Here is a 25,068-nt window from a genome sequence, read left to right as displayed (position 1 = left end):
GCACCAAACTACCGATAAAGGGTATTTATCTGAAATATATAGGATAATTCTTTAGTGGTGTAAAACAAAGCAGGAGACAAATCAAAAAAACTCTATATTTCACTTTGCCCGCGCCGCCAAAGTCACTGATAATGCGCCGCGTTCATGTCCTCAAAATGGCGTAACGTCCTATGCTACATTTGTTTGCTGGCCTGGATTTACATACCGGGCTTTTACTATTGCTTGCTCTGGCTTTCGTGCTGTTCTATGAAGCAATTAACGGCTTCCATGACACAGCCAATGCTGTCGCAACCGTGATCTATACCCGTGCAATGCGTTCGCAATTGGCGGTGGTCATGGCTGCGTTGTTCAACTTCTTTGGTGTTTTGCTGGGTGGTCTCAGCGTAGCGTATGCCATCGTGCATATGCTGCCAACGGATCTGCTGCTAAATATGGGATCGTCACATGGCCTCGCCATGGTGTTCTCCATGCTGTTGGCGGCAATTATCTGGAACCTGGGTACCTGGTACTTTGGTTTACCTGCATCCAGCTCCCACACGCTGATTGGCGCGATTATCGGTATTGGTTTAACCAATGCGTTGATGAACGGCACCTCGGTGGTGGACGCACTTAACATCCCGAAAGTGATGGGTATTTTTGCCTCGCTAATCATCTCGCCGATTGTCGGTCTGGTGGTTGCTGGCGGCCTTATATTCATTCTGCGTCGCTACTGGAGTGGTACGAAAAAACGTGCCCGTATCCACCTGACACCGGCAGAACGTGAAAAGAAAGATGGCAAGAAAAAGCCGCCGTTCTGGACGCGTATCGCACTGATCCTCTCCGCTATCGGCGTGGCGTTTTCTCACGGCGCGAACGATGGCCAGAAAGGCATTGGTCTGGTGATGCTGGTGCTGATTGGCGTAGCGCCTGCAGGCTTCGTGGTGAATATGAATGCTTCCGGTTACGAAATTACCCGTACCCGCGATGCTATCAATAACGTCGAAGTCTTCTTCCAGCAACGCCCAGACCTGCTCAAGCAGGCGACTGGCGTAGACCAGTTGATTCCGTCCCCGACGGAAACGGTCACAACGGCATCGACAGAGTTCCATTGCCACCCAGCGAATACCATCAACGCGCTTGAGCGTGCGAAAGGTATGCTGGCGAATCTGGAAACCTACGACAAGTTAAGCGTTGAACAGCGTGGCCAGCTGCGCCGTATTATGCTGTGTATCTCTGATACCACGGATAAAGTGGTGAAATTGCCTGGCGTAAGCGCTGACGATCAACGTCTGCTGAAAAAACTGAAAGCTGACATGCTGAGCACCATTGAGTACGCGCCTATCTGGATCATTATGGCCGTCGCACTGGCGCTGGGTATTGGTACGATGATTGGCTGGCGTCGCGTAGCTACCACCATTGGTGAGAAAATCGGTAAGAAAGGCATGACCTATGCCCAGGGGATGTCGGCGCAGATGACCGCCGCAGTCTCTATCGGTCTTGCCAGCTACACCGGTATGCCCGTTTCCACCACCCACGTTCTCTCCTCTTCCGTTGCGGGAACGATGGTTGTTGATGGCGGCGGTTTACAGCGTAAGACGGTAACCAGCATTCTGATGGCCTGGGTCTTCACCCTGCCGGCGGCGATTATTCTTTCCGGGGTGCTGTACTGGCTCTCCCTGAAGCTTATCTAAGCGGATGCACGGTAAAAAAGCGGGTCAGGAAACTGACCCGCTTTTTTTGTATCTGTCGTTGGTAATCAGTGCCAGATAATCAGCGCAACCATGCTGATTAGCACCAGTCCGCATAACGCGCTGGTAAGAATGAACTGACCGCGAACCCGCTCACAGCGGCGAATAAATTCATCATCATGGTGATCGCGGTAACGCTGAGCGTAGATATACCACACCAGACGCATCTGCTTGTTGGGTTGCCCATGCGAGGTAAAAAATCCCCCACCATCGACATACTGGTAAAGTAATGGATCGCAACCACGAAGTACCACTAACAGTGCGCGTAACGAAGAAAAATAGCGCGCCATATTAACAATGCAAACGACACACAAAGCCCAGAACAACGCAATGGTGCTTATCATATCTCCTCCCCGGCGACCCGCCCACGGAACTCCTTTCCGGGACTACCGCTCCCCGATACCCTACCAATCATTCAGTGAAGAGTGCTACCGAAACCGCTCGTGTTAGTATCACGCATCCGAGCGCCTCTCTAAATAGTGTAGGAGATTAGTTAATTTTTTTGCCAGAAGGTTAATCGCTATCAATGCAATTAACTAAAAAATTTGTTTAACTGCTTGGCAAGCAAGGCGGATTGACGGATTATCCAGGTCGCTATAATGTAAGGATAGTCCTTATATGGTACGTTTTTACGACTGGGCTAGCCCCGCGCATAAGGTTCGCAGGACGCGAATGACGCGGCGGCAAATAAACGCCAGCAGGCTAGTCATCGACAACTTATGGAAGGAGTAACACTATGGCTTATAAACACATTCTTATCGCGGTTGATCTTTCTCCGGAAAGCAAAGTTCTGGTTGAAAAAGCGGTCTCTATGGCGCGGCCTTACAATGCTAAAGTCTCCCTTATCCACGTTGACGTAAACTATTCCGACCTGTACACCGGGCTAATCGACGTGAATCTGGGCGACATGCAGAAACGTATTTCTGAAGAAACCCACCACGCGTTAACCGAGCTGTCCACCAATGCAGGCTACCCTATCACCGAAACCCTGAGCGGTAGCGGCGACCTGGGCCAGGTTCTGGTTGATGCCATCAAAAAATACGACATGGATCTGGTCGTTTGTGGTCACCACCAGGATTTCTGGAGCAAACTGATGTCCTCCGCACGTCAACTGATCAACACCGTCCACGTCGACATGCTGATTGTTCCGTTGCGTGACGACGAAGAAGCATAAAATGCTTGCCGCCGGGAGATAACCCGTCCCGCAGCAAACAGTAAAGCCTGTAAACGCCCGCCCGCGCGGGCGTTTTTGTTTTTATCATTCGGACACAATTAGTACATCAACCCAACAAATAAATCATAATTAGTGTGATCAACTAATTGGATCGAAAACTATCTGTATAATACTCTACCCGCACGGCTAATCGCCGCAGTCTATAACAAAATAAGACTTTTCGGCGCGTTTAAGTATACGCGTTCATACTTTTCGGGATGGCTTTGAAAGGCGATGGAATATGAATAAAACTGCACCTACGGGCTTGCTGCAGCAACCTCGTCCGTTCTTCATGATCTTCTTTGTGGAATTATGGGAACGATTTGGCTATTACGGCGTTCAGGGCATCCTGGCGGTATTTTTTGTTAAGCAACTCGGTTTTTCTCAGGAACAGGCATTCGTCACCTTTGGTGCTTTTGCCGCACTGGTCTACGGCCTGATCTCGATCGGCGGCTACGTCGGCGACCACCTGTTAGGGACCAAGCGCACGCTGGTACTCGGTGCGATTGTGCTGGCGATCGGCTACTTCATGACCGGGATGTCGCTGCTCAAGCCCGATCTGATCTTTATTGCTTTAGGTACCATTGCCGTGGGTAACGGGTTATTTAAAGCCAACCCGGCAAGCCTGCTGTCAAAATGCTATCCACCGAAAGACGCCCGACTGGATGGCGCTTTCACCCTGTTTTATATGTCGATTAACATCGGTTCGCTGCTGTCGCTGTCGCTGGCGCCGGTGATTGCCGATAAGTTTGGCTACGCGGTGACCTACAACCTGTGCGGGGCCGGGCTTATCGTCGCGCTGCTGGTCTACTTTGCCTGCCGTGGGATGGTGAAGAATATCGGTTCTGAGCCAGATCATAAGCCGCTGAATTTCCGTAATCTATTCTGCGTGCTGGCCGGTACGGTAGTGACGATATTTATCTGCGCCTGGCTGATGCATAACGTGAAGATTGCCAACCTGGTGCTGATTGTCCTGTCGATTGCCGTGACGATCATCTTCTTCCGCCAGGCCTTCAAACTGGATAAAACCGGGCGTAACAAAATGTTCGTGGCTTTTATCCTTATGCTGGAAGCGGTAGTGTTCTATGTGCTGTACGCACAGATGCCAACGTCACTTAACTTCTTTGCTATCAATAACGTACACCATGAAATTCTTGGTTTCGCCATCAACCCGGTAAGCTTCCAGGCGCTGAACCCGTTCTGGGTGGTAGTGGCAAGCCCGGTACTGGCCGCAATTTATACCCGTCTGGGAAACAAAGGTAAGGACCTGACCATGCCGATGAAGTTTACGCTCGGTATGTTCCTGTGCTCGCTGGGTTTCCTGACCGCCGCCGCCGCCGGGATGTGGTTTGCCGATGCGCAGGGACTGACGTCGCCGTGGTTTATCGTGCTGGTGTATCTGTTCCAGAGTCTGGGTGAACTGCTGATTAGCGCCCTGGGACTGGCGATGGTCGCCGCGCTGGTACCGCAGCACCTGATGGGCTTCATTCTTGGGATGTGGTTCCTGACCCAGGCCGCTGCTTTCCTGATGGGAGGTTATGTCGCGACGTTCACCGCAGTACCGGAAAACATCACCGACCCACTGCAAACGCTGCCTATCTATACCAATGTCTTCAGTAAGATAGGCCTGGTGACGCTGGCGGTAACGGTAGTGATGGCGATTATGGTGCCATGGCTGAACCGAATGATTAATACGCCAAGTACCGAACAGTAATACTCAGTGCCGGATGCGGCTACCGCCTTATCCGGCCTACATTCAACAAGCCCGATTACCTCGCGCTATAGGGCATTTTCACTCACTACCCTTTGCGCGCGTCTATCCACTCCTGCACTTCCACCACAAAGGTGTCCGGTGCTTTGCGGTACATTTTGCGCGCCAGGTCCAGAATCGTATGCTGGCCGAGCGCTTCTTCCATTCGCTGCTGCGCCATATCCATCACCGAACGCACACCGCAAATGCCTTCACAGGCCCACTGCGGTGGATGCTCCTCAAATACCGCCAGCCGCTGACGGATCTCGCGGCACTCAAAGATGCGTTTATCGCCGTCAATGGCGTTGGCCACGTCCAGCACGGTGATCTCCTCCGCCGGTTTCGCCAGTTGGAAACCGCCGCCCTTCCCTTCGCTGCTCCGTACCAGCCCGGCCTTCGACAGACGGGTAAAGATTTTGGCCAGATAGTCATACGGTACGCGCTGCAGCTCGGCGATTTCGCGCACGCTCATATCACGTGCGTCGCCTTTGCTGTCCACCATACACATCAGGCTATGGATGCCGTACTCAACCCCGGAACTGTAAAATGCCATGCTCTTATCTCAGCCAAAACGAATCTGAGTATATTGTAGCTTTTTCGCATCACGCATTCCAGATACCGGATAACACCTGCAAATAGATTAAAATTAAAAACTATATTTATCATAAAGATAATAACAAAGTGCCGGACTCAATCCGCGACAGGACTGAAATCTCATTGCAATCTATAACTACGACCAATAAAATCCGAGTAAATAAATCGGAGTCACCAGTGAGATAAGCATCATGCAAAAACAAATTCTGATCGTGGGCGCCGGCTTTGCCGGGATGTGGGCAGCGCTGAGCGCCGCGCGTTTAGCGGATAAAAATCAGCAACATATTGATATCACTGTGATTGCACCGCAGCCCGAGCTGCGCGTGCGTCCACGCTTTTATGAAAATGCCGTTCAAACGTTGGTCGCTCCGCTACAGCCGCTGTTCGAGGTCACTGGCATACACTTTTTACAAGGGCATGTAGAACAGATTCTGCCAGGATCCCGCGAAGTTAGCTGGCAAGATACCAACGGAGAAAACCATCTGCATCGCTATGACCGCCTGGTACTGGCCAGCGGTAGCCACGTTAACCGCGACGCCGTTTCCGGTGCCGCCGAACACGCCTTTGATCTCGACCAACTGGAGAGCGCCGCGGTGCTTGAGCAGCACATTAAAGATCTGGCCTTACAGCCGGAGAGTGAGGCCCGCAATACCGTGGTAGTTTGCGGCGGCGGCTTTACCGGAATTGAGATGGCGCTGGAATTACCCGGCCGTCTGCGCGAAATTTTAGGGGCTGATGCTAAGACCAGAGTAGTCGTAGTTGAACGCAGTGCACAACCGGGCGGACGCTGGAGTCAGGCGCTGCGCGATGTGATTATCGACGCTTCCGCCGAGCTGGGCGTGGAGTGGCTGGTCAACGCGGAAGTAGAGAGCGTCGACGCGGCTGGCGTAACGCTGAAAGATGGGCAGGTTATCGCTTCACAAACGGTGATCTGGACCGTCGGCGTCCAGGCGAGCGACCTGACCGCACAGATTAACGCCCCACGCGATCGTCAGGGACGCCTGCATGTGAACAAGAACCTCCAGGTACTGGGTCATGAGGATATCTACGCCACCGGCGACGTCGCCTATGCGGCTACCGATGACAAAGGCAATCATGCGCTGATGACATGCCAGCACGCCATTCTGCTGGGGAAATTTGCCGGTAATAACGCGGCGGCGAGTCTGCTGAACGTCGCGCCGCTGCCGTATCGTCAGGAGATGTATGTCACCTGTCTGGATCTCGGCGCGTGGGGGGCGGTATACACCGAAGGATGGGATCAGCAGGTGAAACTGACGCGTGAAGAGGCGAAAAAGCTGAAGTTATCGATTGTCAGCGAGCTGATTTACCCGCCGAAGGCGGAGCGCGAAGCGGCGTTTGAGATTGCGGACCCGCTGGCGCCGTTTGTTTAAGCCGTAATGCCGGGTGCGGCAACCGCCTTATCCGGCCTACAAATAATTGAGAATCGTAGGCCCGATAAGCGTAGCGCCATCGGGCAATCCGTTACTCCGTCAGAGGGGTTCCGGCATAAATATCAAACCGATGCCCTTTGGTCACCACCGCGTTAGGCGTGGCCACGTCAGCCAGCGGCGGCGCGTAGTCCGGGCGTTTCACTACCACACGTTTAGTCGCTAGCTGACGCGCCGGTTCCAGCAAGCCGTCAGCGTCGAGATCCGGCCCCACCAGCGACTGAAACACGCGCATCTCTTTCTTTACCAGCGCGCTTTTTTGCTTATGCGGGAACATCGGATCGAGGTACACCACCTGCGGGCGTGGGGTAATATCGGTTAACGCTGTCAGACTCGAGGCATGAATCAGCTGTAAACGTTCCTGAAGCCAGCCGCCAATTTCCGCATCGGCATAGCCGCGCGCCAGGCCGTCATCGAGTAACGCGGCGACCACCGGATTGCGTTCCAGCATCCGCACACGGCAGCCGACGGAGGCCAGCACAAACGCATCGCGCCCCAGCCCGGCAGTGGCATCGACCACGTCCGGCAAATAATCGCCTTTAATGCCGACGGCTTTCGCCACCGCTTCGCCGCGACCGCCACCAAACTTGCGCCGGTGCGCCATTGCCCCGCCGACAAAATCGACGAAGATGCCGCCGAGTTTCGGTTCGTCTCGCTTACGCAATTCCAGATGTTCCGGCGTCATCACCAGCGCCATCAGGCTGTCTTCATCATGCTCCAGCCCCCAGCGGGCGGCCAGAACAGATAAGGCGCCGTCTCCGGCGCCCGTTTCATCCAGTAAACAAATTTTCACGCGAACAATCAGCCCTTGATGCCGTAATGCGCCAGCATGGCGTCGAGCTGAGGTTCGCGGCCACGGAAGCGTTTGAACAGCGTCATCGGCTCTTCCGAACCACCGCGAGTCAGGATGCTATCGAGGAACGACTGACCGGTTTCACGGTTGAAGATGCCCTCTTCTTCAAAGCGGGAAAATGCGTCCGCCGCCAGCACGTCGGCCCACAGGTAACTGTAGTAACCCGCTGCGTAGCCGCCAGCAAAAATGTGGCTGAAGGCGTGCGGGAAGCGGCCCCAGGTTGGGCCCGGCACCACGGCGACCTGTTTCTTAATTTCGGCCAGCGTCTCAAGGACTTTCGCCCCCTGCTCTGGGTTAAACTCCGCGTGCAGGCGGAAGTCGAACAAGCCGAACTCCAACTGACGCAGAATAAACAGCGCTGCCTGATAGTTTTTCGCCGCCAGCATTTTATCCAGCAGTTCCTTCGGCAGCGGTTCGCCGGTTTCATAATGGCCGGAGATAAACGCCAGCGCTTCCGGCTCCCAGCACCAGTTTTCCATAAACTGGCTTGGCAGTTCGACCGCATCCCACGGCACGCCGTTAATACCGGAAACACCGGCAGTTTCGATGCGGGTCAGCATGTGATGCAGGCCATGACCAAATTCGTGGAACAGAGTGATCACTTCGTCATGGGTAAACAGCGCCGGTTTGCCGTTCACCGGGCGGTTGAAGTTACAGGTCAGATAGGCAACCGGTTTTTGCAGCGTGCCGTCTGATTTACGCATCTGGCCGACGCAGTCGTCCATCCACGCCCCGCCGCGTTTGTGTTCGCGGGCGTACAGGTCGAGGTAGAAGCTGCCGCGCAGTTCGTTGCTTTCGTCATACAGTTCGAAGAAGCGCACTTCCGGATTCCACACGTCAACATCGGTACGCTCTTTCGCGGTGATACCGTAAATACGTTTTACCACTTCAAACAGGCCGTTAACGGCTTTGTTTTCCGGGAAGTACGGACGCAGTTGTTCATCGCTGATGCTGTACAGATGCTGTTTTTGTTTCTCGCTGTAGTACGCGATATCCCACGGCTGCAGCTCTTCAACGCCACATTCGGCTTTGGCGAAGGCGCGCAGCTGGGCCAGCTCTTTTTCCCCCTGCGGACGGGCGCGTTTCGCCAGATCGGTCAGGAAGTCGAGCACCTGCTGCGGGTTTTCCGCCATTTTGGTGGCCAGAGATTTAAAGGCGTAGCTTTCGAAGCCCAACAGTTGCGCCAGCTCGTGACGCAGTGCGAGGATCTCTTCCATCACCGGGGTGTTGTCCCACTTGCCCGCGTTCGGCCCCTGATCGGAGGCGCGGGTGGAGTAGGCGCGATACAGCTCTTCACGCAGCGCCTGGTTGTCGCAGTAGGTCATGACCGGCAGGTAGCTTGGGATATCCAGGGTTAGCAGGTAGCCTTCCTGCTCTTTGGCTTCGGCCTGCGCTTTCGCCGCCGCCAGGGCGCTTTCCGGCATGCCGGAGAGTTCAGCTTCGTCGGTCACCAGCTTGCTCCAGCCCATGGTGGCGTCGAGCACGTTGTTGCTGTACTGGTTACCCAGTTCGGACAAACGGGTGGCGATTTCGCCGTAGCGCTGCTGTTTCTCTTTCGGCAGGCCGATACCGGACAGTTCAAAATCACGCAGCGCGTTATCGACCGCTTTTTTCTGTGCAGTGTTCAGGGTGGCGTAATGGTCGCCATCACGCAGGTCGCGGTACGCTTTGTACAGACCTTCATGTTGCCCAACCCAGGTGCTGTACTCGGAGAGCAGCGGCAGTGTTTGCTCGTAGGCTTCACGCAGTTCCGGGCTGTTTTTCACCGAGTTCAAGTGGCTGACCGGAGAGAAAATACGCCCCAGCACATCGTCCACTTCCGCAAGCCTCTGGCAGAGATTTTCCCAGGTGTACGGCGCGCCCTGCGCAACGACTCGCTCAACGTTTTCGCGACAATCGTTCAGCGCCTTAGTAACGGCAGGCACAACATGTTCGGGCTGAATTTTAGAAAATGGCGGCAGTTCGAAGGGAGTCAGCAATGGATTGGTCATTAGCGCGGTCCTGTTGAAAAGAGTGAATGAAGCGCGTATCCGGCGCTGTGCATATTAATTTGTACAATGGGGTTAAGTGTAGAGGATTTCAATGCTAACCGTGACGGAAAGACGCCCGGTGGCGCTGCGCTTACCGGGCCTGCGGGTAATCTGTGCCGATCTGCTGTAAACTGTGGCAAATCGTCATTTCAGCGGAATTTCATTACCCATGCTCAGTTATCGCCACAGTTATCACGCAGGCAACCACGCCGACGTCCTTAAACACACCGTTCAGAGCCTGATCATTGAATCACTCAAAGAGAAAGAAAAACCGTTTCTCTATCTGGACACCCACGCTGGCGCTGGCCGTTATCAGCTGAGCAGTGAGCATGCCGAACGTACCGGTGAATACCTGGAAGGTATCGCCCGTATCTGGCAGCAGGACGATTTGCCTGCCGAACTTGAACCCTATATTTCCGTGGTGCAGCATTTCAACCGTAGCGGCCAGTTGCGCTACTACCCGGGCTCTCCGTTAATTGCTCGTCAGTTGCTGCGCGAACAGGACAGCCTGCAATTAACCGAGCTGCACCCAAGCGACTTTCCTTTGCTGCGCGGCGAATTTCAGAAAGATGAACGCGCACGTGTGGCCAAGGCTGACGGTTATCAACAGCTAAAAGCAAAATTACCGCCGGTTTCCCGCCGCGGGCTGATCCTTATCGATCCGCCATACGAAATCAAAACCGACTACCAGGCGGTAGTGACCGGCATTAATGAAGGCTACAAACGCTTCGCAACGGGCACCTATGCGCTGTGGTATCCGGTGGTCCTGCGCCAGCAAATCAAGCGCATGATCCACGATCTGGAAGACACCGGTATCCGCAAAATTCTGCAAATTGAGCTGGCGGTGCGCCCGGACAGCGATCAGCGCGGCATGACGGCGTCCGGCATGATTGTGATTAACCCGCCGTGGAAGCTGGAGCAGCAGATGAACAACGTCCTGCCGTGGCTACATAGCAAGCTAGTTCCCGCAGGAACCGGCCACACTTCCGTAAGCTGGATCGTGCCGGAGTAATCGCAGCCATCGGTGGAACCTTTTAATTTCAGGTATACAATCGCGAATATTTTGGCGGATGGCGTAACGCTTCTCCGCCCTACAATGAACATGAAGGAGCGGTCATGACCAAGCACTATGATTACATCGCTATTGGCGGCGGCAGCGGCGGTATTGCCTCCATTAACCGTGCGGCAATGTACGGCCAGAAATGCGCACTGATTGAAGCCAAAGAGCTAGGCGGCACCTGCGTTAATGTTGGCTGCGTACCGAAGAAAGTGATGTGGCATGCCGCACAAATCCGTGAAGCGATTCATATGTACGGCCCGGATTACGGTTTCGATACCACCATTAATAAGTTCGACTGGGATAAACTGATCGCCAGCCGTACCGCCTATATCGATCGCATTCATACCTCGTACGACAACGTGCTGGGTAAAAATAACGTTGATGTGATTAAAGGCTTTGCCCGCTTCGTTGATGCCAAAACCATTGAAGTGAACGGTGAAACCATTACTGCCGATCATATTTTGATCGCTACCGGCGGGCGCCCGAGCCATCCGAACATTCCAGGCGTGGAATACGGTATCGACTCCGATGGCTTCTTTGAGCTGCCAGCGCTGCCAAAACGTGTAGCCGTTGTTGGCGCAGGTTATATCGCCGTTGAACTGGCGGGCGTGATTAACGGCCTGGGCGCAGAAACTCACCTGTTCGTGCGTAAACACGCGCCGCTGCGCAGCTTCGATCCGATGATCGTCGAGACGCTGGTCGAGGTGATGAACACCGAAGGTCCGACTCTGCATACTCACGCAATTCCGCAAGCGGTCATTAAAAACGCCGACGGCAGTCTGACCCTGCAACTGGAAGATGGCCGTAGCGAAACGGTGGATTGCCTGATTTGGGCGATCGGTCGTGAACCAGCCACGGATAACTTTAACCTGGCCGTTACTGGCGTGAAAACCAACGAAAAAGGCTACATCATCGTTGATAAATACCAGAATACCAGCGTGCCGGGGATTTATGCCGTTGGCGATAACACCGGTGCTGTTGAGCTGACGCCGGTTGCCGTTGCCGCGGGTCGTCGCCTGTCCGAGCGCCTGTTTAACAACAAGCCGGACGAGCATCTGGACTACAGCAACATTCCGACCGTGGTCTTCAGCCACCCGCCAATTGGCACCGTGGGCTTAACCGAGCAGCAGGCTCGCGAACAGCACGGCGATGACCAGGTGAAAGTGTATAAATCCTCGTTTACCGCGATGTACACTGCCGTGACTTCACACCGCCAGCCGTGCCGCATGAAGCTGGTTTGCGTGGGTCCGGAAGAGAAGATTGTTGGTATTCACGGCATCGGTTTTGGCATGGACGAAATGCTGCAAGGCTTCGCGGTGGCGCTGAAAATGGGCGCGACGAAGAAAGACTTCGATAACACCGTTGCGATTCACCCAACGGCGGCAGAAGAATTCGTCACAATGCGCTAATCGCACAGGTGTAGACGCTATTCACTACATGCTCAAGTCACACCCCTCCGGCAACTGGAGGGGTGTTATGTCACCTCCGCCCGCGCTATTCGGCCAACGCACGCATCTCTTTAATCAGATCAGATTTCCCTTCAAAACCGATGCCCGGCAGTTCTGGCATGACGATATGACCCTCTTCCACCTTCACTGAATCCGGGAAACCGCCGTACGGCTGAAACAGATCCGGGTAACTTTCATTCCCACCAAGGCCAAGACCCGCCGCAATGTTCAGCGACATCTGGTGACCGCCATGCGGTATGCAGCGTGATGGAGACCAGCCAAACTGCGCCAGTACGTCCAGGGTACGCAGATATTCGACCAGACCGTAGGAAAGCGCACAGTCAAATTGCAGGTAGTCGCGATCCGGGCGCATGCCGCCGTAGCGCAGCAGGTTGCGCGCATCCTGATGAGAAAAGAGGTTTTCACCTGTCGCCATCGCGCCTGGGTAAAATTCTGACAGCGCGGCCTGGAGAGAATAATCCAGCGGGTCGCCGGCTTCTTCGTACCAAAACAATGGATAATCTCGTAGCATTTTGGCATAGGCAATACTGGTTTCCAGATCAAAGCGGCCATTGGCATCGACGGCAAGACGCGCTTCGTCGCCAATTTCAGTCAATACCGCTTCGATACGGCGACGGTCCTCTTCCAACGATGCGCCGCCGATTTTCATTTTAACTACGTTGTAGCCGCGGTTCAGGTAGCCTCGCATTTCCTGACGCAGCGCGCTCAGGTCTTTACCCGGATAATAGTAACCCCCCGCCGCGTAGACAAAGACGCGTGGATTCGCCTCAACGCCCTTCATCTCAGCCAGCAGACGGAACAACGGCTTGTTGGCAATTTTGGCAACGGCATCCCAGATAGCCATATCCAGCGTACCAACAGCCACCGAGCGCTCACCATGGCCCCCCGGCTTTTCATTACTCATCATGACGTCCCAGATTTTATGCGGATCCAGGTTATCGCCTTCGGCATTCAGCAGACTTTCCGGGTCAGCGTCCAGAATGCGGTTACGGAAGCGTTCGCGGATCAATCCCCCCTGGCCGTAACGACCATTAGAGTTAAATCCGTATCCCACCACGCGACGACCCTCTATCTCAACGTCAGTCACAACGGCCACCAGACTGGTCGTCATCTTGCTGAAATCGATATAGGCGTTACGAATAGGGGAAGCGATGGGTTTGGTAATTTCTACAACATCGAGGATACGCATGTTTTCTCCGGCGGGTTCTTAGTCAGTTATGCTCGCACTTACACGCCTGTAAAAAGTGATAACTCATGCCGGTTTATTATTGGCATAATGCATCCAGGCAGCATTTAAGGACGCCATCGTCCTGTATTTCTCCATCTTAAGCAGTGCTCATTTACTGATCTAATGCCAAAGAGGCTGGCTGTAATGCAAAATCGGCATCACCTGGAACTCACCTGGCTTGAAGACTGCGTTGCGCTGGCGCAGTCACTCAATTTCTCCCGCGCAGCCGCTTCCCGATATGTGACGCAGCCCGCATTCAGTCGGCGCATTGTCTCGCTGGAAGAGTGGCTGGGAACGCCGATATTTGAGCGTAACCGCCGTGGCGTTAGCCTGACTCGTGCGGGGGAAGTTTTCGTCGCTCAAGTGCCCGAACTGATCCGGGCGCTATACACCCTGAGAAATGAAACCATTGAAGCGGCGGGAAATACACGACCGGATGTTATTTTCTCCGCAACGCACTCCCTGTCGTTCTCATTTTTTCCGGCGCTGATGCGTAATAACGAAAAAATCGCCCGTTTCGGCTCATTTCGCCTGCTGTCAGACACGCTCAGCGCCTGTGAAAGGATGATTGAAAATGGGGATGCGCAGTTTCTGCTGTGTTATTACCACCCTCACATGCACATCAATCTTGATCAGACGAAATATCTCAGCGTTCGCCTTGGACAAGAAACGTTATTACCCTACTCCAAATGTGATCCCGGCTCTCATCAGCCGCTCTGGCAGGCTACGGGGGGCAAAAAATTTCCGTTCCTCTCCTTCTCTGCAGAATCCGGTCTGGGGAGGATCCTCTCGAACACGTCACCGGTGAATCATGCCCGACGCGGTATGGACATCGCCTTCACCGCCGATCTGGCCGCCACGCTGCTGGCGATGGTCAAAGCCGGGGACGGCATTGCCTGGCTGCCGGAAAGTCTGGCGGCTCCGGATGTTCAGGCCGGGACGATTGCCGCGGCGGCCCCACAAAAGAGCGGATTATGGATACCCATTGATATCCGACTGTTTCGGCCTGCGGGCAGAATGTCCAGAGCGGTAGAAGAATTGTGGGAAATATTCGTGGGCGAGCAGAGGTAACAAAATATCCGGATGGGAGGAAACGCGCCCATTTTGCATACAAACGAGCGCGTTAAACAACCGATCTTAGTAGGTATTAAAATAATGCTGAATGAGCTCAGGATTTTTCGTTTTTGTCAGGGCTGTCATCAGCAAAACCCGGGCTTTCGCAGGATTTAATGAATCAGACACCAATCCCGGCTGCCCTTTATCCTGTGGAACAATGCCGTTACCCGTTCGGGATGCACGCACCACAATGATTCCCGCTTTCTCTGCTTTTTTAATTCCAGCTTCACTTCTGACAGAAACCGACCCGGCACCGGTTCCGGCATAGACAATCCCATCTACATGATGCGCAATTGCAGCATCATACATATATTCAGGATCGTCCTGGTAACCATAAATAATCGCTACCTGCGGCAGCTTTTTAAGATTTCTTACATCAAAAACGGAACGCAGGGTATGCGTCTTTTCAATGCGAGTTTCAAACTCTGGTTTGCCATTGACGATAACCCCTAAATACCCTTGCTCAGGGGCTTTGAAGGTATCCAGCGTGGTCGCGTTTGTCTTGGTCACAAACCTTGCAGAACCTATGCGATCATTTAAAACCACCATAACCCCCCGACCCCTTGCATTCGGATCGGCGGCCACCGTGACCGCTTCCAGCAGATTCATTGCACCGTCTGCGCTAATGGCCGTCGCGGGTCTCATCGCCGCAGTGAACACCACGGGTTTATCGCTCTTAACCGTCAGATTGAGAAAGTAGGCCGTTTCATCAAGCGTGTCGGTTCCGTGGGTAATAACGATACCGTCAACGTCATCACGCGCGAGCAGCGCATTCACCTGCTTAGATAGCTTTAAAATAATGTCACTGGTCATGTTTTCGCTGCCGATATTAGATATTTGCTGACCATCAACACTGGCAATCTTATTAATTTCAGGCACCGCTTTAATTAATGTCTGAACACCTATTTCACCAGATTTATATCCCGATGTTTGGGTGTTATTTTCAGCGGTACCAGCGATGGTTCCTCCCGTCGCCAGAATTATTATGTGAGGTTGCGTTATCGCACTAAAAACGTTTGAACTGATAAATAACATCGCCGCCGCGATGAATATTTTAATATTCATTTTCACCCTCTGAATTTAATTAATTAGGGATACAGGAAATGCTTCAAAAAAATCAAGCCAGGATTATTTTCCCGATAATAAGGCCAACGACGACAGCAACAATAACATTCACTAAACCAGGCCGCATAAAACTATGGTTAAATACATATTTGCCTATGCGCGTAGTTCCCGTGTCATCAAAAGCAAGCGCAGCCAGACATTGACCCGCCACCGGAATGAAGAAATATCCATTCACCGCAGGCCATGCACCAATGAGCGCATATGCAGGTAAGCCTAATGCCAGCCCCAACGGTAGAAGAATGAGCGTTGTTGCCGCCTGGCTACTGACCATCGCAGAGACAAAAAACATCATGATGGCAATTAACCAGGTATGTTGCTGTAATAGCGTCTGAACCTCTGCCTTAATCAGATCAATATGCCCATTGACGAAGGTTTCGCTCATCCAGGCAAGGCCAAAGGCGCAGACAATCGCCAGTGCCCCCGCGCGAAACACAGTCCCGCTGATAATTTGGTCCACCGGAGGTCGGCATATCAAGACTATCAGACAGGCAAAAGAGAGCATTGTTATCTGGATCGCTGCCGACATCGATAACGGTTGCAGCCCTTTTGCCGTTTCCACTACCGGTCGTAATTGAGGAATAATCCCTAAGAGCACAATCACCACGGCACTCATCAAAAACAGTACGACAGAGAGCTTAGCGCGAAAGGTAACTTCAGTTTTATCGTGTTGTTTCTGAGCAGGCTTTATTAAACCCTCCGCAAGCCTGCGTTGATACTCTGGGTCATCTTTTAGCTCTTTGCCTTTATTAAAGGTCGCTAAGGCCCCCATCGCGACACCCACTAACGTAGCGGGAACACAGATCATCATAATTGTAGAAATGGATATCCCTAATGGGGCCATTAAACCAATCATTGCCGCCATCGCCGCCGATATTGGACTGGCTGTGATAGCCTGCTGCGATGCAATAACAGAAATGGATAATGGCCGCTCAGGACGGATCCCCGAATCACGAGCGACTTCAGAAATAACCGGTAATAAACTATAAACAACATGCCCCGTTCCGGACATAAAAGTGAAGATATAGCAAATAAAAGGCGCCAGCAGCGTAATATAACGAGGATGACGGCGCAGAATTTTCTCTGCCAGTTTAACCAGTAAATCCAGACCACCGGCGGCTTGTAATGACGAGGCAGCTAAAACAACCGAAAGAATAATAAGAATAACGTCAATCGGTGGCGTTGATGGGGTCAGGCCAAAAACAAATACCATGACGCCAACACCGAGTCCACCGACCATGCCTAAAAACACACCGCCAATCCTGGCGCCAACCATTAAGGCTAAAAGAATAAAACACAATTCCGTCCAAAACATACTTCCTCCTGGCTTATCTGGAGTGAATGTTGGGTTACATGAGTGGAACAGCGTTAACAGGGTTAATACGGTTTACCAAAACCGAATGCACCGTAATCAGACAAAACATTCGCTGCAGATTTACCACCAGCCTGCATGGCGCACAGCACCCTTTCTCGATCGGGCTCAGCTGTACCTGATTGGATAATGGAAAGCATAAATCCGGTTAAAAACGCATCACCTGCCCCCAGGGTATCTACTGGCTCAATATATTTCGGCGTCCAGTCAAGAAAACCACCAGCGGAAAAATAATAAACACGTTCATGCCCGCAGGTTGCAATAATATGTCGACAACCGTATTGGTAAAGCTTATTTATTTTTTCTTTGGTTTCATCTGGTGAGATGCCACTACAGGAAATGAAGCCATAATCTACCCATGGGCATACTCTTGCGAAATAATCATCGGTGCCACGTCCAGAAAAATCGAATGATATCATGATATTTTTCTGTTTTATTTTTTCCAGCTCACTTTCCAGATAACCATTAATACTGGTGTGAACTAAGTCAAAACTGGCAATGTATCGCAGATCATCCACCGTCAGCATGAAGGGATGCTCGCGTAAAACACCATTTTTATTACTGGTGACAAACTCACGATCGCCATTATTGAGGCGAATACAGGCGTAACCGTTCTCCCCCTCATAATGTCGACTATGGGTAATATCTATCTGTAACTTATGCAATACATCTTGTATATGTTTTGCCGCGTCATCATTCCCAAACGCCCCCATGAAGGCGCTTGAAGCACCGGCTTGCTTTGCGTAGACGGAAAAATTTAAGGCATTGCCACCTGGATACATCATTCCAGAATGAAGGTATTTATCGACGACATTGTCACCTATACCTATTACGCGAATACTCATAATAATACCCTGCTCTATAAAATCTTAAAAAGCGTCCCTGCTTTTACCTTAATCCTTTAGTAATCAGTATGCTACTTTCCACATATAGCGACGTGTAGTGAGCGGATGCTGGCGAGCTTCAGCAAGCGCTCGGTTGTAGACAGGGTAAACATTATTGAAGAGAGAATGGTTAAAGTAATCAATAACCGTAGTTTTGATAGTCGACAACCCTAACTCTTTCGCGTCTATCACTTCAATTCGCTGACCATATTTTTTCAGAAAATCTAATGCACGCTCATCGACCGGGCGGGTACTACCTTCAGAAAGCTGTACGAAAAATGGTGTATTAGCATCCGTAATTTCGAACGGTCCGTGGAAGAATTCACCGCTGTGAATACAGGCTGAATGAATCCACTGCATTTCCATAAATATGCAGATACTTTGTAAATATGACGCGCCATAGCCCGCCCCACTGGCAACAGTATAAATAACTTTATCGTCTTTATATTCTTGAGCAAATGCTTGTGCCCGTTCAGCCACATGCTCGCAAGCACGATATACAATACGGTTAATTTTACTGACGCCATCCAGGAAATCGTCATAGTGAACATAGCCTTCTGTTTGCTGAAGAAGCTCTACCGCGGTAAGCAAACATTGTATCGTCTTCTCTTCAGCGACATCTTTTCCCTCGCCAAAGGTATAGGTCTCAACATAATCACAATGCGCAACCAAAGGTGAATCCATAACCCAGGTCAGCCCAATAACGGTCGCGCCATGCAGGCGTGCAATTTCTGCCGCCTTCGTGGTTTCAGGGGTATTGCCTTTATGCGAAGCAACAACAACGACGGCATTTTCACCCAGCGCAACAGGCGGGTTACTGATAAATTCCCCACTGTTGTAAAGGCCCACGCTCAGCGTTTTTGACTCTTTTTCTAAGAATGCTTTTGCCGGGTAGAACGCGGCATAAGACCCACCACAGGCAACATAGTAAACATGTTTAGTCCCCCCTTTTTCCGCCTGGCTGGCCACAATATCGTTCACAATTTCTTTAATGCTCATTATGGTTCCCTCTGGTTCAATCAATCATACAGGCGGATATCGCCTACAAAATGACTCTTAATGTATTGGTGTTTTTATAATACATTTAAAGACATTTGATCAACGTAAGAACCATAAAAAATCGGGATCCGCGACACGGATCCCGATTTTAGCCAGTATCAAAGATGTAAGAGGAGGACCTATACGGTGAATCGAATCTTGTCGCCAACGATCAACTGACGGGACACACAAGATAATTCTCCTTTGTTATCAATCATTTCACTCTTAATTAAAATCAGAGGATAATTTTCACTCACCCCAAGATAGTGAGCAACCTCAAAGCTTGCATACACTAGCTCAATCATTTTGCGCGAATGGGTAAACCACAGCCCATATTTTTCACGTAAGCAAGCGTATAACGAATGATTATTGAGGTCCTCTTGCAGCAGAAAGGCAAAACGAGGAGGTAACTGGATGGTTTCCAGCGAAACGGGAATATCGTCAGCATAACGAATACGTTCAATGACTACCGCTTTCTCTTTTTCAGCCATTCCCAGCGAGGCGCTGGTCTCGTTATCCACCGATTCAAAAACCGATTTGATAGTTCGGGAGCCAGGCCGCCGCCCCTGGGACTGACACAACTCGCTAAAGCTCATAATCCCGGTCATGCTGCGCTGAAATTTTTCATTGCTGACAAACGTTCCCTTGCCAGAAACACGCGTCAGAAGATTTTCACGCGTTAGAGCATCCAGAGCTTTACGCACCGTTACACGACTAACCTGCCACTGGCTACTGAGTTCATTTTCTGTGGGGATCTGCTGACCGGGCTTGTATTCACCGCGCAAAATCGCCTCTTTCAAGGATGCCTCAAGCTGTTTATAGAGAGGTTTTGCGCTATTGCTGTCAGGTTGCTCCATCATTTGTATCCGTTTGTATTATTAGAATACCATGACATGTATTATAACTATTTACCTGACATTTGCTGGCATAAAAAAAAGAAAATCGGCCACAAAATCAATCTGGTGACCGATTTATCATATTGAAATTACTGATGGTTCTGCATATACGGCGTATAAACCCCGTTCAGACTTTCTAGGAACGCCACGATATCGTCGATATCTTCCTGCGGCAGTTCCTTACCCACCTGATAACGCAGCATCAGTTTGACCGCACCATCGAGCGTAGGCACATCACCGCGATGGAAATAAGGCGCAGTCAGCGCAACGTTACGTAATCCAGGGACTTTCTGACGTAGCTTGTCACGTAGCTCATTGGTAACGTTCATCCGGCCAATATCTGCGGCAGTGACTTCGCCGAAATTAAAGTCCTTTTTCAAACCTAATGGTTCAAATGAGCGTCCGCCTAAAATAATACCGCCATGACAGGTCGCGCACTTATTTTCCTTAAACAACTGATAGCCATGTTTTTGCTGAGCTGTTAACGCCTCCTCATCACCACGTAACCACTTATCAAACGGTGAATTTGGCGTGATCAGCGTTTTCTCAAATTCAGCAATCGCATCGGTAATATTATCTCCGCTGAATCCCTGTGGATAAACCGCAATAAATTCTTGCTTCAAGAGCGGATCTTTATCCAGCTTCTGGATAATTTCATCCCAGGATTTAGATGCCATTTCAATCGGGTTCAACGGCGGACCACCTGCCTGCGCCTGCAATGTCGGCGCACGGCCATCCCAGAACTGTTCCACGTTGAAGACTGAGTTAAACACCGTTGGCGCGTTGATCGGCCCGACCGCTCCGCCTACGCCAATTGACGTTTTCCGGCCATCCACACCACCCGCATTCAGGGCATGACAGTGCGCGCAAGAGATCGTGCTGTCGCCGGAAATACGCGGATCGTGATAAAGCGTAAAGCCAAGCGCCACCTTCCGGGCATCAGTCGGGATGCTTTCTGGTATTGGCTGTACGGGTTCATTACGATGCTGCGCGGCGGTATCTTTACTGGCGTAATACTGCTCACGCTGTTTGGCGACCCAGCCCAGAATGTCTTCGCGCTCCGCATCGCTCACCTTACCGGCCCAGTGCAGCGCGGTATAACGCGTCGGCGGCATGGTTTCGTACTGCATCACCCATTCAATTTTATTCAGGTCGCTTTGCGAAATGGGTTTATCCGCGACCAGCGCCGCACGAACGGCCTCAAGATTGAAGGATTTATATCCCAGTTGAATGTCGTAATTCATCAACTGCTTAGCGACAGGAAAAGAAGAATAGAAAGGTAATTCAGCCGAAGGGGTGTGACAATAATCACATCCTTTTTCGCGCAAGAATCCTAAAACTTTATTATTTGCTTCCAGCGAAGAGGCCTGAACATCAGCCTGTTTGCTCCGTTGATTATCGTGATACCACACATAACCGGATAATCCAAAATAACAAATCACGATGCCAGCTATGGCAATCGCGGTAAGACGGGTAATGATTTTCATTATTTTACCCTCACCGTTGTGAGTTATTGTGACCCAGAAAAATTAGAATAATTAATGCACAGTCTTTGTCAGACTTGACCATCATAGGAAATGAGGGGATTACTATTTTGATAAGTATCAAGCAATTACATGGAGGAGAACTATCAATAGAATAGCCTGTGCCTATTATAGCGTTAAGCCATTAGCAGGTTTCGTTCACACCTCGTTGCAATCGAATGTTCTGAAAATGGAATATCTTCAGGTCGCGCACGATTCTGAATTATTCATTATTATCATTGGGATAGTTTATTTTTTTAAATAATGCTCAACACTAAAACGTGATCAACCGCACGCTTTACTCAGCCAATACCGAAGCGAATGTCTACGCTTAACTGACGACCGGGCAACAGCCTTACTATTTCAACGTCCATCGGAGGTCTTTCTCATTATGCTCAACCAGAAACTACCCCACGCCCCTTCTGAAGAACTGACGATCGACATCGATCTGCTTTATGAAATGGATCCGTGCGAGTTAAAGCTGGATGAAATGATTGAGGCAGAGCCTGAGCCGGAGATGATTGAAGGGCTGCCCGCCTCAGATGCGTTAACCCCGGCCGATCGTTACCTTGAGCTGTTCGAACATGTCCAGTCGTCGAAACTGTTTGCCGATAGCAAAACCTTCCCCGACTGTGCACCCAAAATGGACCCGCTGGACATTTTGATCCGTTATCGCAAGGTCAAACGCCATCGGGACTTTGACCTGAAACGCTTTGTTGAGAACCATTTCTGGCTCCCGGAAACGCCCTCCAGCGAATACGTTTCTGACCCGGAAAATTCGCTGAAAGAGCATATCGATCAATTGTGGCCAGTGCTGACGCGCGAACCGCAGGACCACATTCCCTGGTCCTCGTTGCTGCCGTTACCGCAGTCATATATTGTGCCTGGCGGACGTTTTAGCGAAACCTACTACTGGGATTCCTATTTCACCATGCTGGGTCTGGCAGAGAGCGGTCGCGAAGATCTGCTGAAATGTATGGCGGATAACTTTGCCTGGATGATCGAAAATTATGGTCACATCCCAAACGGTAATCGAACGTACTACCTGAGCCGCTCGCAGCCGCCGGTCTTTGCGCTGATGGTGGAACTGTTTGAAGAGGATGGCGTACGTGGCGCGCGCCGTTATCTTGATCATCTAAAAATGGAGTACGCGTTCTGGATGGATGGCGCCGATTCGCTGGTGCTCAACCAGGCCTACCGCCACGTAATCAGAATGTCGGACGGATCCTTGCTCAACCGCTATTGGGACGATCGTGATACGCCGCGCGATGAATCGTGGCTTGAAGACGTCGAGACCGCCAAGCATTCAGGTCGACCGCCCAATGAGGTGTATCGCGATTTGCGTGCAGGCGCGGCATCGGGATGGGATTACTCCTCACGCTGGCTACGCGATGCAGGCCGCCTTGCCAGCATACGCACGACACAATTCATCCCAATTGATCTGAACGCGTTCCTCTACAAGCTGGAGAGCGCCATCGCCAATATTTCGGCGCTGAAAGGTGACAAAGAAGCTGAAGCGCTGTTTCGCCAGAAAGCCAATGACCGCCGCGATGCGGTGAATCGCTACTTATGGGATGATGAAAACGGCTGCTATCGCGATTATGACTGGCGACGTGAACAAATGGCCCTCTTCTCTGCCGCCAGTATCGTACCGCTGTATGTCGGCATGGCAACGCATGAACAAGCCGACCGGCTGGCCAATGCGGTACGCAGCCGCCTGCTAACGCCAGGGGGTATTTTAGCCACAGAACATGAAACCGGTGAGCAGTGGGATAAACCCAACGGCTGGGCGCCGCTGCAATGGATGGCTATTCAAGGTTTCAAATTGTATGGCGACGACCATCTCGGGGATGAAATTGCCCGTAACTGGTTGAAAACGGTGAATCTCTTTTACCAGGAACACCACAAGCTTATCGAAAAATACCATATTGCCGACGGCATGCCGCGAGAAGGCGGCGGCGGGGAATATCCGCTGCAGGACGGCTTTGGCTGGACAAACGGCGTGGTGCGCCGACTCATCGGGCTGTATGGCGAACCTTAGCCGCTGGCGGCCTGACTCCTCAGGCCGTTAGTTAATCGCATCGTAGAGTTCAGAATGAATTTTTTGCCACTTTTTGTTCTCCGGGCTGGGTTCTGCACGAGCGCGGAGCTGAGCCTGCTCAAGATCATAGTGTTGACGTGCGATAACCGCCGGAACCGAACAAAAACTTTGCAGGTAGCTTTTGTGCAAGGAAGTGAGTGACGCCCCATTCGACATGGCATGACTGAGCGTACTCATAAACTGTCTGCAAGGTTTGCTCTCGTTCATCTGCGCAGGATAACGCAGCAGCAGTCTCAACACCTCGGTATTGCCCGCAGCGAATGCTTGTTCCGTCCACGCCAGCTTCCAGTCCATCCCGCCCTGCAGGAACAGTGACGTCACACGGGTATCGTTGCGATCGATAGCCGCGCGCATGTTAAAGGCATCCCAGGTGATACCCATTCGGGTCACAGATTCCCGTGCGGAAGGTGCATCGCGGCGCGGTTCCTCCTGCACGATTTCAACGGATTGTCCGGATGGCGCCTGTGGCGCTGGCGAAGTGAATAACCAGAACGCACCCAGCGAAATCACCAGCACCATCACGCCGACCGCGACCCACAACATGCCTGAAATCAGCTGTTCACGCTCCTCCGCGGTGCGCTTTGCTCGCTTCTCCGGCGGATCAATACTGTCGGCGATTTCCTGTTTGTCGCCCCCCGCCTGCTCATCCTTTTGCTTTGCCATTTCCCAGAACTGGCGGACGGTCGTCTCATCAGACTCCAGATATGACGCGGGATTAACACGCGTACGCCTTTCTGCAAATGCCCGTTGTACAGGGTGAGTAATCTGTCGGTACTGACAATCCAGCAGCATCAGTTGTACTGAGGTCAGCGGCTGCTGCGCGATAACGCCGTTGCGGGCCAGCCGGCAATCATCCAGAAACATACGCAACGTAAGACGTGGTTCGACAAACAACGTCAGCACCGAGGTGTCGTTAAAAATCTGGGTAAAGTGGCGTACAAACAATTTCTTATCCACGACCATAAGCGCCAGCTCGCTAAACATCATGCCGTCCAGCGCATCCCGACTGTCACCCAGTTTTAACCAACGGCGCAGGCGTTCCCCACCGAAGTGCTGTTTCAGGAAGCTGTTGAGTGGATGTTGATCCGGCCATACCCGGGCGATAAGCGATTTGAGCGTTAATTCTATGGCACGAAGCTGACGCTGCGCATGGATCTGTGCTTCCGGCTCTGCACGTTCAATCTCAGTTTCATACTTCAGTATGGGCTGTTGCTGACGCAATTGTTCCAGAGACGCCACGAAGCGTAGCGCAGAAATCAGCTGGTTTTCACTGACGTCCTGGCCATTTTCATACTGCGGCACGCTCTGCTGCAGATGACGCAGCCGCAGAGTGAACTGGCTCAATTGCGCATCATTCATCTGCAAACGTCTGGCGACAGCTCCCCAGCCGCCCAGATTCAATCTGGCCTGGTCAAGCTGCTCAAGGAACCATCGCGGCTCTTTACCCTCTGCGACATGCACGCCTAACAGCAGCAATATTTCTACCGATGCCTGACGGATGATCGCCAGACAACGTTCAAAGGGTGTACATGTCGCTTGTAATGCGCTATTGGTCATCATCTTCCCTAACAGGACCCAAAACGTGCGGCCTCACAATGGTATGTCGTTATTTTCTATAAAAGCAGATGTGTATCGACGTAGACT

The 25,068-nt window shown here is 51.7% G+C and carries 20 protein-coding genes; 8 read left to right on the top strand and 12 right to left on the bottom strand.

What is annotated here, in order from left to right:
- The first annotated feature begins 170 nt into the window (after positions 1 to 170).
- Positions 171 to 1,670, top strand: coding sequence for an inorganic phosphate transporter PitA (gene pitA / locus FDX09_RS01385; RefSeq protein WP_038635082.1), 1,500 nt, complete (start codon positions 171 to 173; stop codon positions 1,668 to 1,670).
- A gap of 65 nt (positions 1,671 to 1,735) precedes the next feature.
- Here pitA and uspB read toward each other — a convergent pair whose 3' ends face one another.
- Positions 1,736 to 2,071, bottom strand: coding sequence for a universal stress protein UspB (gene uspB, locus FDX09_RS01380; RefSeq protein WP_003023371.1), 336 nt, complete (start codon positions 2,069 to 2,071; stop codon positions 1,736 to 1,738).
- 392 nt (positions 2,072 to 2,463) lie between these two features.
- Here uspB and uspA point away from each other — a divergent pair, with 392 nt between their 5' ends.
- Together uspA and dtpB are read left to right on the top strand one after the other, a co-directional pair.
- The gene (gene uspA / locus FDX09_RS01375) at positions 2,464 to 2,901 is read left to right on the top strand and encodes a universal stress protein UspA (RefSeq protein WP_003023368.1); all 438 of its coding nucleotides are present in this window, start codon (positions 2,464 to 2,466) and stop codon (positions 2,899 to 2,901) included.
- A gap of 280 nt (positions 2,902 to 3,181) precedes the next feature.
- Entirely contained in the window at positions 3,182 to 4,654 is a 1,473-nt protein-coding gene (gene dtpB, locus FDX09_RS01370) for a dipeptide/tripeptide permease DtpB (protein WP_038635084.1), read from the top strand.
- A gap of 85 nt (positions 4,655 to 4,739) precedes the next feature.
- On the opposite strand, the gene FDX09_RS01365 is transcribed toward dtpB, so the two are convergent.
- A complete protein-coding gene (locus tag FDX09_RS01365; RefSeq protein ID WP_087857171.1) occupies positions 4,740 to 5,243 on the bottom strand; it encodes an Rrf2 family transcriptional regulator in 504 nt (167 codons plus the stop codon).
- Positions 5,244 to 5,475: 232 nt separating this feature from the next.
- Here FDX09_RS01365 and FDX09_RS01360 point away from each other — a divergent pair, with 232 nt between their 5' ends.
- Positions 5,476 to 6,675 carry an FAD-dependent oxidoreductase gene (locus FDX09_RS01360; protein ID WP_087857172.1) on the top strand — a complete coding sequence of 400 codons (1,200 nt, stop codon included), beginning with the start codon at positions 5,476 to 5,478 and terminating at the stop codon, positions 6,673 to 6,675.
- A 91-nt stretch (positions 6,676 to 6,766) separates the two neighbouring features.
- Here FDX09_RS01360 and rsmJ read toward each other — a convergent pair whose 3' ends face one another.
- Positions 6,767 to 7,525, bottom strand: coding sequence for a 16S rRNA (guanine(1516)-N(2))-methyltransferase RsmJ (gene rsmJ, locus FDX09_RS01355; protein WP_110496579.1), 759 nt, complete (start codon positions 7,523 to 7,525; stop codon positions 6,767 to 6,769).
- 8 nt (positions 7,526 to 7,533) lie between these two features.
- The gene (gene prlC / locus FDX09_RS01350) at positions 7,534 to 9,576 is read right to left on the bottom strand and encodes an oligopeptidase A (protein WP_087857173.1); all 2,043 of its coding nucleotides are present in this window, start codon (positions 9,574 to 9,576) and stop codon (positions 7,534 to 7,536) included.
- Positions 9,577 to 9,784: 208 nt separating this feature from the next.
- Here prlC and FDX09_RS01345 point away from each other — a divergent pair, with 208 nt between their 5' ends.
- Together FDX09_RS01345 and gorA are read left to right on the top strand one after the other, a co-directional pair.
- Positions 9,785 to 10,627: a 23S rRNA (adenine(2030)-N(6))-methyltransferase RlmJ gene (locus FDX09_RS01345; protein ID WP_038635089.1), complete on the top strand. Its 843-nt coding sequence runs from the start codon at positions 9,785 to 9,787 to the stop codon at positions 10,625 to 10,627.
- 104 nt (positions 10,628 to 10,731) lie between these two features.
- Positions 10,732 to 12,084 carry a glutathione-disulfide reductase gene (gene gorA, locus FDX09_RS01340; RefSeq protein WP_137346683.1) on the top strand — a complete coding sequence of 451 codons (1,353 nt, stop codon included), beginning with the start codon at positions 10,732 to 10,734 and terminating at the stop codon, positions 12,082 to 12,084.
- Positions 12,085 to 12,169: 85 nt separating this feature from the next.
- On the opposite strand, the gene FDX09_RS01335 is transcribed toward gorA, so the two are convergent.
- Complete coding sequence (locus FDX09_RS01335; RefSeq protein ID WP_085049058.1) at positions 12,170 to 13,333, bottom strand: mandelate racemase/muconate lactonizing enzyme family protein; 1,164 nt, start codon at positions 13,331 to 13,333, stop codon at positions 12,170 to 12,172.
- 183 nt (positions 13,334 to 13,516) lie between these two features.
- Between FDX09_RS01335 and FDX09_RS01330 the strand changes: the two genes are divergently transcribed.
- Positions 13,517 to 14,443: a LysR family transcriptional regulator gene (locus FDX09_RS01330; RefSeq protein ID WP_087857175.1), complete on the top strand. Its 927-nt coding sequence runs from the start codon at positions 13,517 to 13,519 to the stop codon at positions 14,441 to 14,443.
- A 66-nt stretch (positions 14,444 to 14,509) separates the two neighbouring features.
- On the opposite strand, the gene fraE is transcribed toward FDX09_RS01330, so the two are convergent.
- From fraE to FDX09_RS01300, 6 genes are all read right to left on the bottom strand, one after another.
- A complete protein-coding gene (gene fraE / locus FDX09_RS01325; RefSeq protein ID WP_085049060.1) occupies positions 14,510 to 15,553 on the bottom strand; it encodes a fructose-asparagine asparaginase in 1,044 nt (347 codons plus the stop codon).
- Between the two features lie 52 nt (positions 15,554 to 15,605).
- Positions 15,606 to 16,925 (bottom strand): anaerobic C4-dicarboxylate transporter, encoded by a 1,320-nt coding sequence (locus FDX09_RS01320; RefSeq protein WP_038635104.1) that lies wholly within the window; start codon positions 16,923 to 16,925, stop codon positions 15,606 to 15,608.
- A 62-nt stretch (positions 16,926 to 16,987) separates the two neighbouring features.
- Positions 16,988 to 17,827 carry a fructoselysine 6-kinase gene (locus FDX09_RS01315; RefSeq protein WP_038635106.1) on the bottom strand — a complete coding sequence of 280 codons (840 nt, stop codon included), beginning with the start codon at positions 17,825 to 17,827 and terminating at the stop codon, positions 16,988 to 16,990.
- A 63-nt stretch (positions 17,828 to 17,890) separates the two neighbouring features.
- Complete coding sequence (gene fraB, locus FDX09_RS01310; RefSeq protein ID WP_087857266.1) at positions 17,891 to 18,868, bottom strand: 6-phosphofructose-aspartate deglycase; 978 nt, start codon at positions 18,866 to 18,868, stop codon at positions 17,891 to 17,893.
- Positions 18,869 to 19,044: 176 nt separating this feature from the next.
- Positions 19,045 to 19,764 carry a GntR family transcriptional regulator gene (locus tag FDX09_RS01305; protein ID WP_087857176.1) on the bottom strand — a complete coding sequence of 240 codons (720 nt, stop codon included), beginning with the start codon at positions 19,762 to 19,764 and terminating at the stop codon, positions 19,045 to 19,047.
- Positions 19,765 to 19,889: 125 nt separating this feature from the next.
- Positions 19,890 to 21,287, bottom strand: coding sequence for a cytochrome-c peroxidase (locus FDX09_RS01300; protein ID WP_137346682.1), 1,398 nt, complete (start codon positions 21,285 to 21,287; stop codon positions 19,890 to 19,892).
- Positions 21,288 to 21,714: 427 nt separating this feature from the next.
- Here FDX09_RS01300 and FDX09_RS01295 point away from each other — a divergent pair, with 427 nt between their 5' ends.
- Positions 21,715 to 23,364, top strand: a complete 1,650-nt coding sequence (locus FDX09_RS01295) for an alpha,alpha-trehalase (RefSeq protein ID WP_069323756.1) — start codon at positions 21,715 to 21,717, stop codon at positions 23,362 to 23,364.
- A 27-nt stretch (positions 23,365 to 23,391) separates the two neighbouring features.
- On the opposite strand, the gene FDX09_RS01290 is transcribed toward FDX09_RS01295, so the two are convergent.
- Positions 23,392 to 24,981 (bottom strand): STY4199 family HEPN domain-containing protein, encoded by a 1,590-nt coding sequence (locus FDX09_RS01290; RefSeq protein ID WP_137346726.1) that lies wholly within the window; start codon positions 24,979 to 24,981, stop codon positions 23,392 to 23,394.
- Between the last annotated feature and the right edge of the window lie 87 nt (positions 24,982 to 25,068).

The organism is Citrobacter sp. wls717, assembly GCF_005280955.1.
In the GTDB taxonomy this organism is placed as follows: Bacteria; Pseudomonadota; Gammaproteobacteria; order Enterobacterales; family Enterobacteriaceae; genus Citrobacter; species Citrobacter werkmanii.
Note: the sequence above shows the minus strand (reverse complement) of the source record. Positions and strands in the feature narration are given on the sequence as shown.

Excerpts from the sequence above, each read along its gene's own strand:
- FDX09_RS01365 (WP_087857171.1), bottom strand. The coding sequence starts at position 5,243 with ATGGCATTTTACAGTTCCGGGGTTGAGTACGGCATCCATAGCCTGATG.
- pitA (WP_038635082.1), top strand. The coding sequence starts at position 171 with ATGCTACATTTGTTTGCTGGCCTGGATTTACATACCGGGCTTTTACTA.
- FDX09_RS01290 (WP_137346726.1), bottom strand. The coding sequence starts at position 24,981 with ATGACCAATAGCGCATTACAAGCGACATGTACACCCTTTGAACGTTGT.
- prlC (WP_087857173.1), bottom strand. The coding sequence starts at position 9,576 with ATGACCAATCCATTGCTGACTCCCTTCGAACTGCCGCCATTTTCTAAA.
- FDX09_RS01335 (WP_085049058.1), bottom strand. The coding sequence starts at position 13,333 with ATGCGTATCCTCGATGTTGTAGAAATTACCAAACCCATCGCTTCCCCT.
- FDX09_RS01295 (WP_069323756.1), top strand. The coding sequence starts at position 21,715 with ATGCTCAACCAGAAACTACCCCACGCCCCTTCTGAAGAACTGACGATC.
- FDX09_RS01360 (WP_087857172.1), top strand. The coding sequence starts at position 5,476 with ATGCAAAAACAAATTCTGATCGTGGGCGCCGGCTTTGCCGGGATGTGG.
- uspA (WP_003023368.1), top strand. The coding sequence starts at position 2,464 with ATGGCTTATAAACACATTCTTATCGCGGTTGATCTTTCTCCGGAAAGC.
- fraE (WP_085049060.1), bottom strand. The coding sequence starts at position 15,553 with ATGAATATTAAAATATTCATCGCGGCGGCGATGTTATTTATCAGTTCA.
- uspB (WP_003023371.1), bottom strand. The coding sequence starts at position 2,071 with ATGATAAGCACCATTGCGTTGTTCTGGGCTTTGTGTGTCGTTTGCATT.
- gorA (WP_137346683.1), top strand. The coding sequence starts at position 10,732 with ATGACCAAGCACTATGATTACATCGCTATTGGCGGCGGCAGCGGCGGT.
- FDX09_RS01320 (WP_038635104.1), bottom strand. The coding sequence starts at position 16,925 with ATGTTTTGGACGGAATTGTGTTTTATTCTTTTAGCCTTAATGGTTGGC.
- FDX09_RS01330 (WP_087857175.1), top strand. The coding sequence starts at position 13,517 with ATGCAAAATCGGCATCACCTGGAACTCACCTGGCTTGAAGACTGCGTT.
- FDX09_RS01315 (WP_038635106.1), bottom strand. The coding sequence starts at position 17,827 with ATGAGTATTCGCGTAATAGGTATAGGTGACAATGTCGTCGATAAATAC.
- dtpB (WP_038635084.1), top strand. The coding sequence starts at position 3,182 with ATGAATAAAACTGCACCTACGGGCTTGCTGCAGCAACCTCGTCCGTTC.
- FDX09_RS01305 (WP_087857176.1), bottom strand. The coding sequence starts at position 19,764 with ATGATGGAGCAACCTGACAGCAATAGCGCAAAACCTCTCTATAAACAG.
- FDX09_RS01300 (WP_137346682.1), bottom strand. The coding sequence starts at position 21,287 with ATGAAAATCATTACCCGTCTTACCGCGATTGCCATAGCTGGCATCGTG.
- FDX09_RS01345 (WP_038635089.1), top strand. The coding sequence starts at position 9,785 with ATGCTCAGTTATCGCCACAGTTATCACGCAGGCAACCACGCCGACGTC.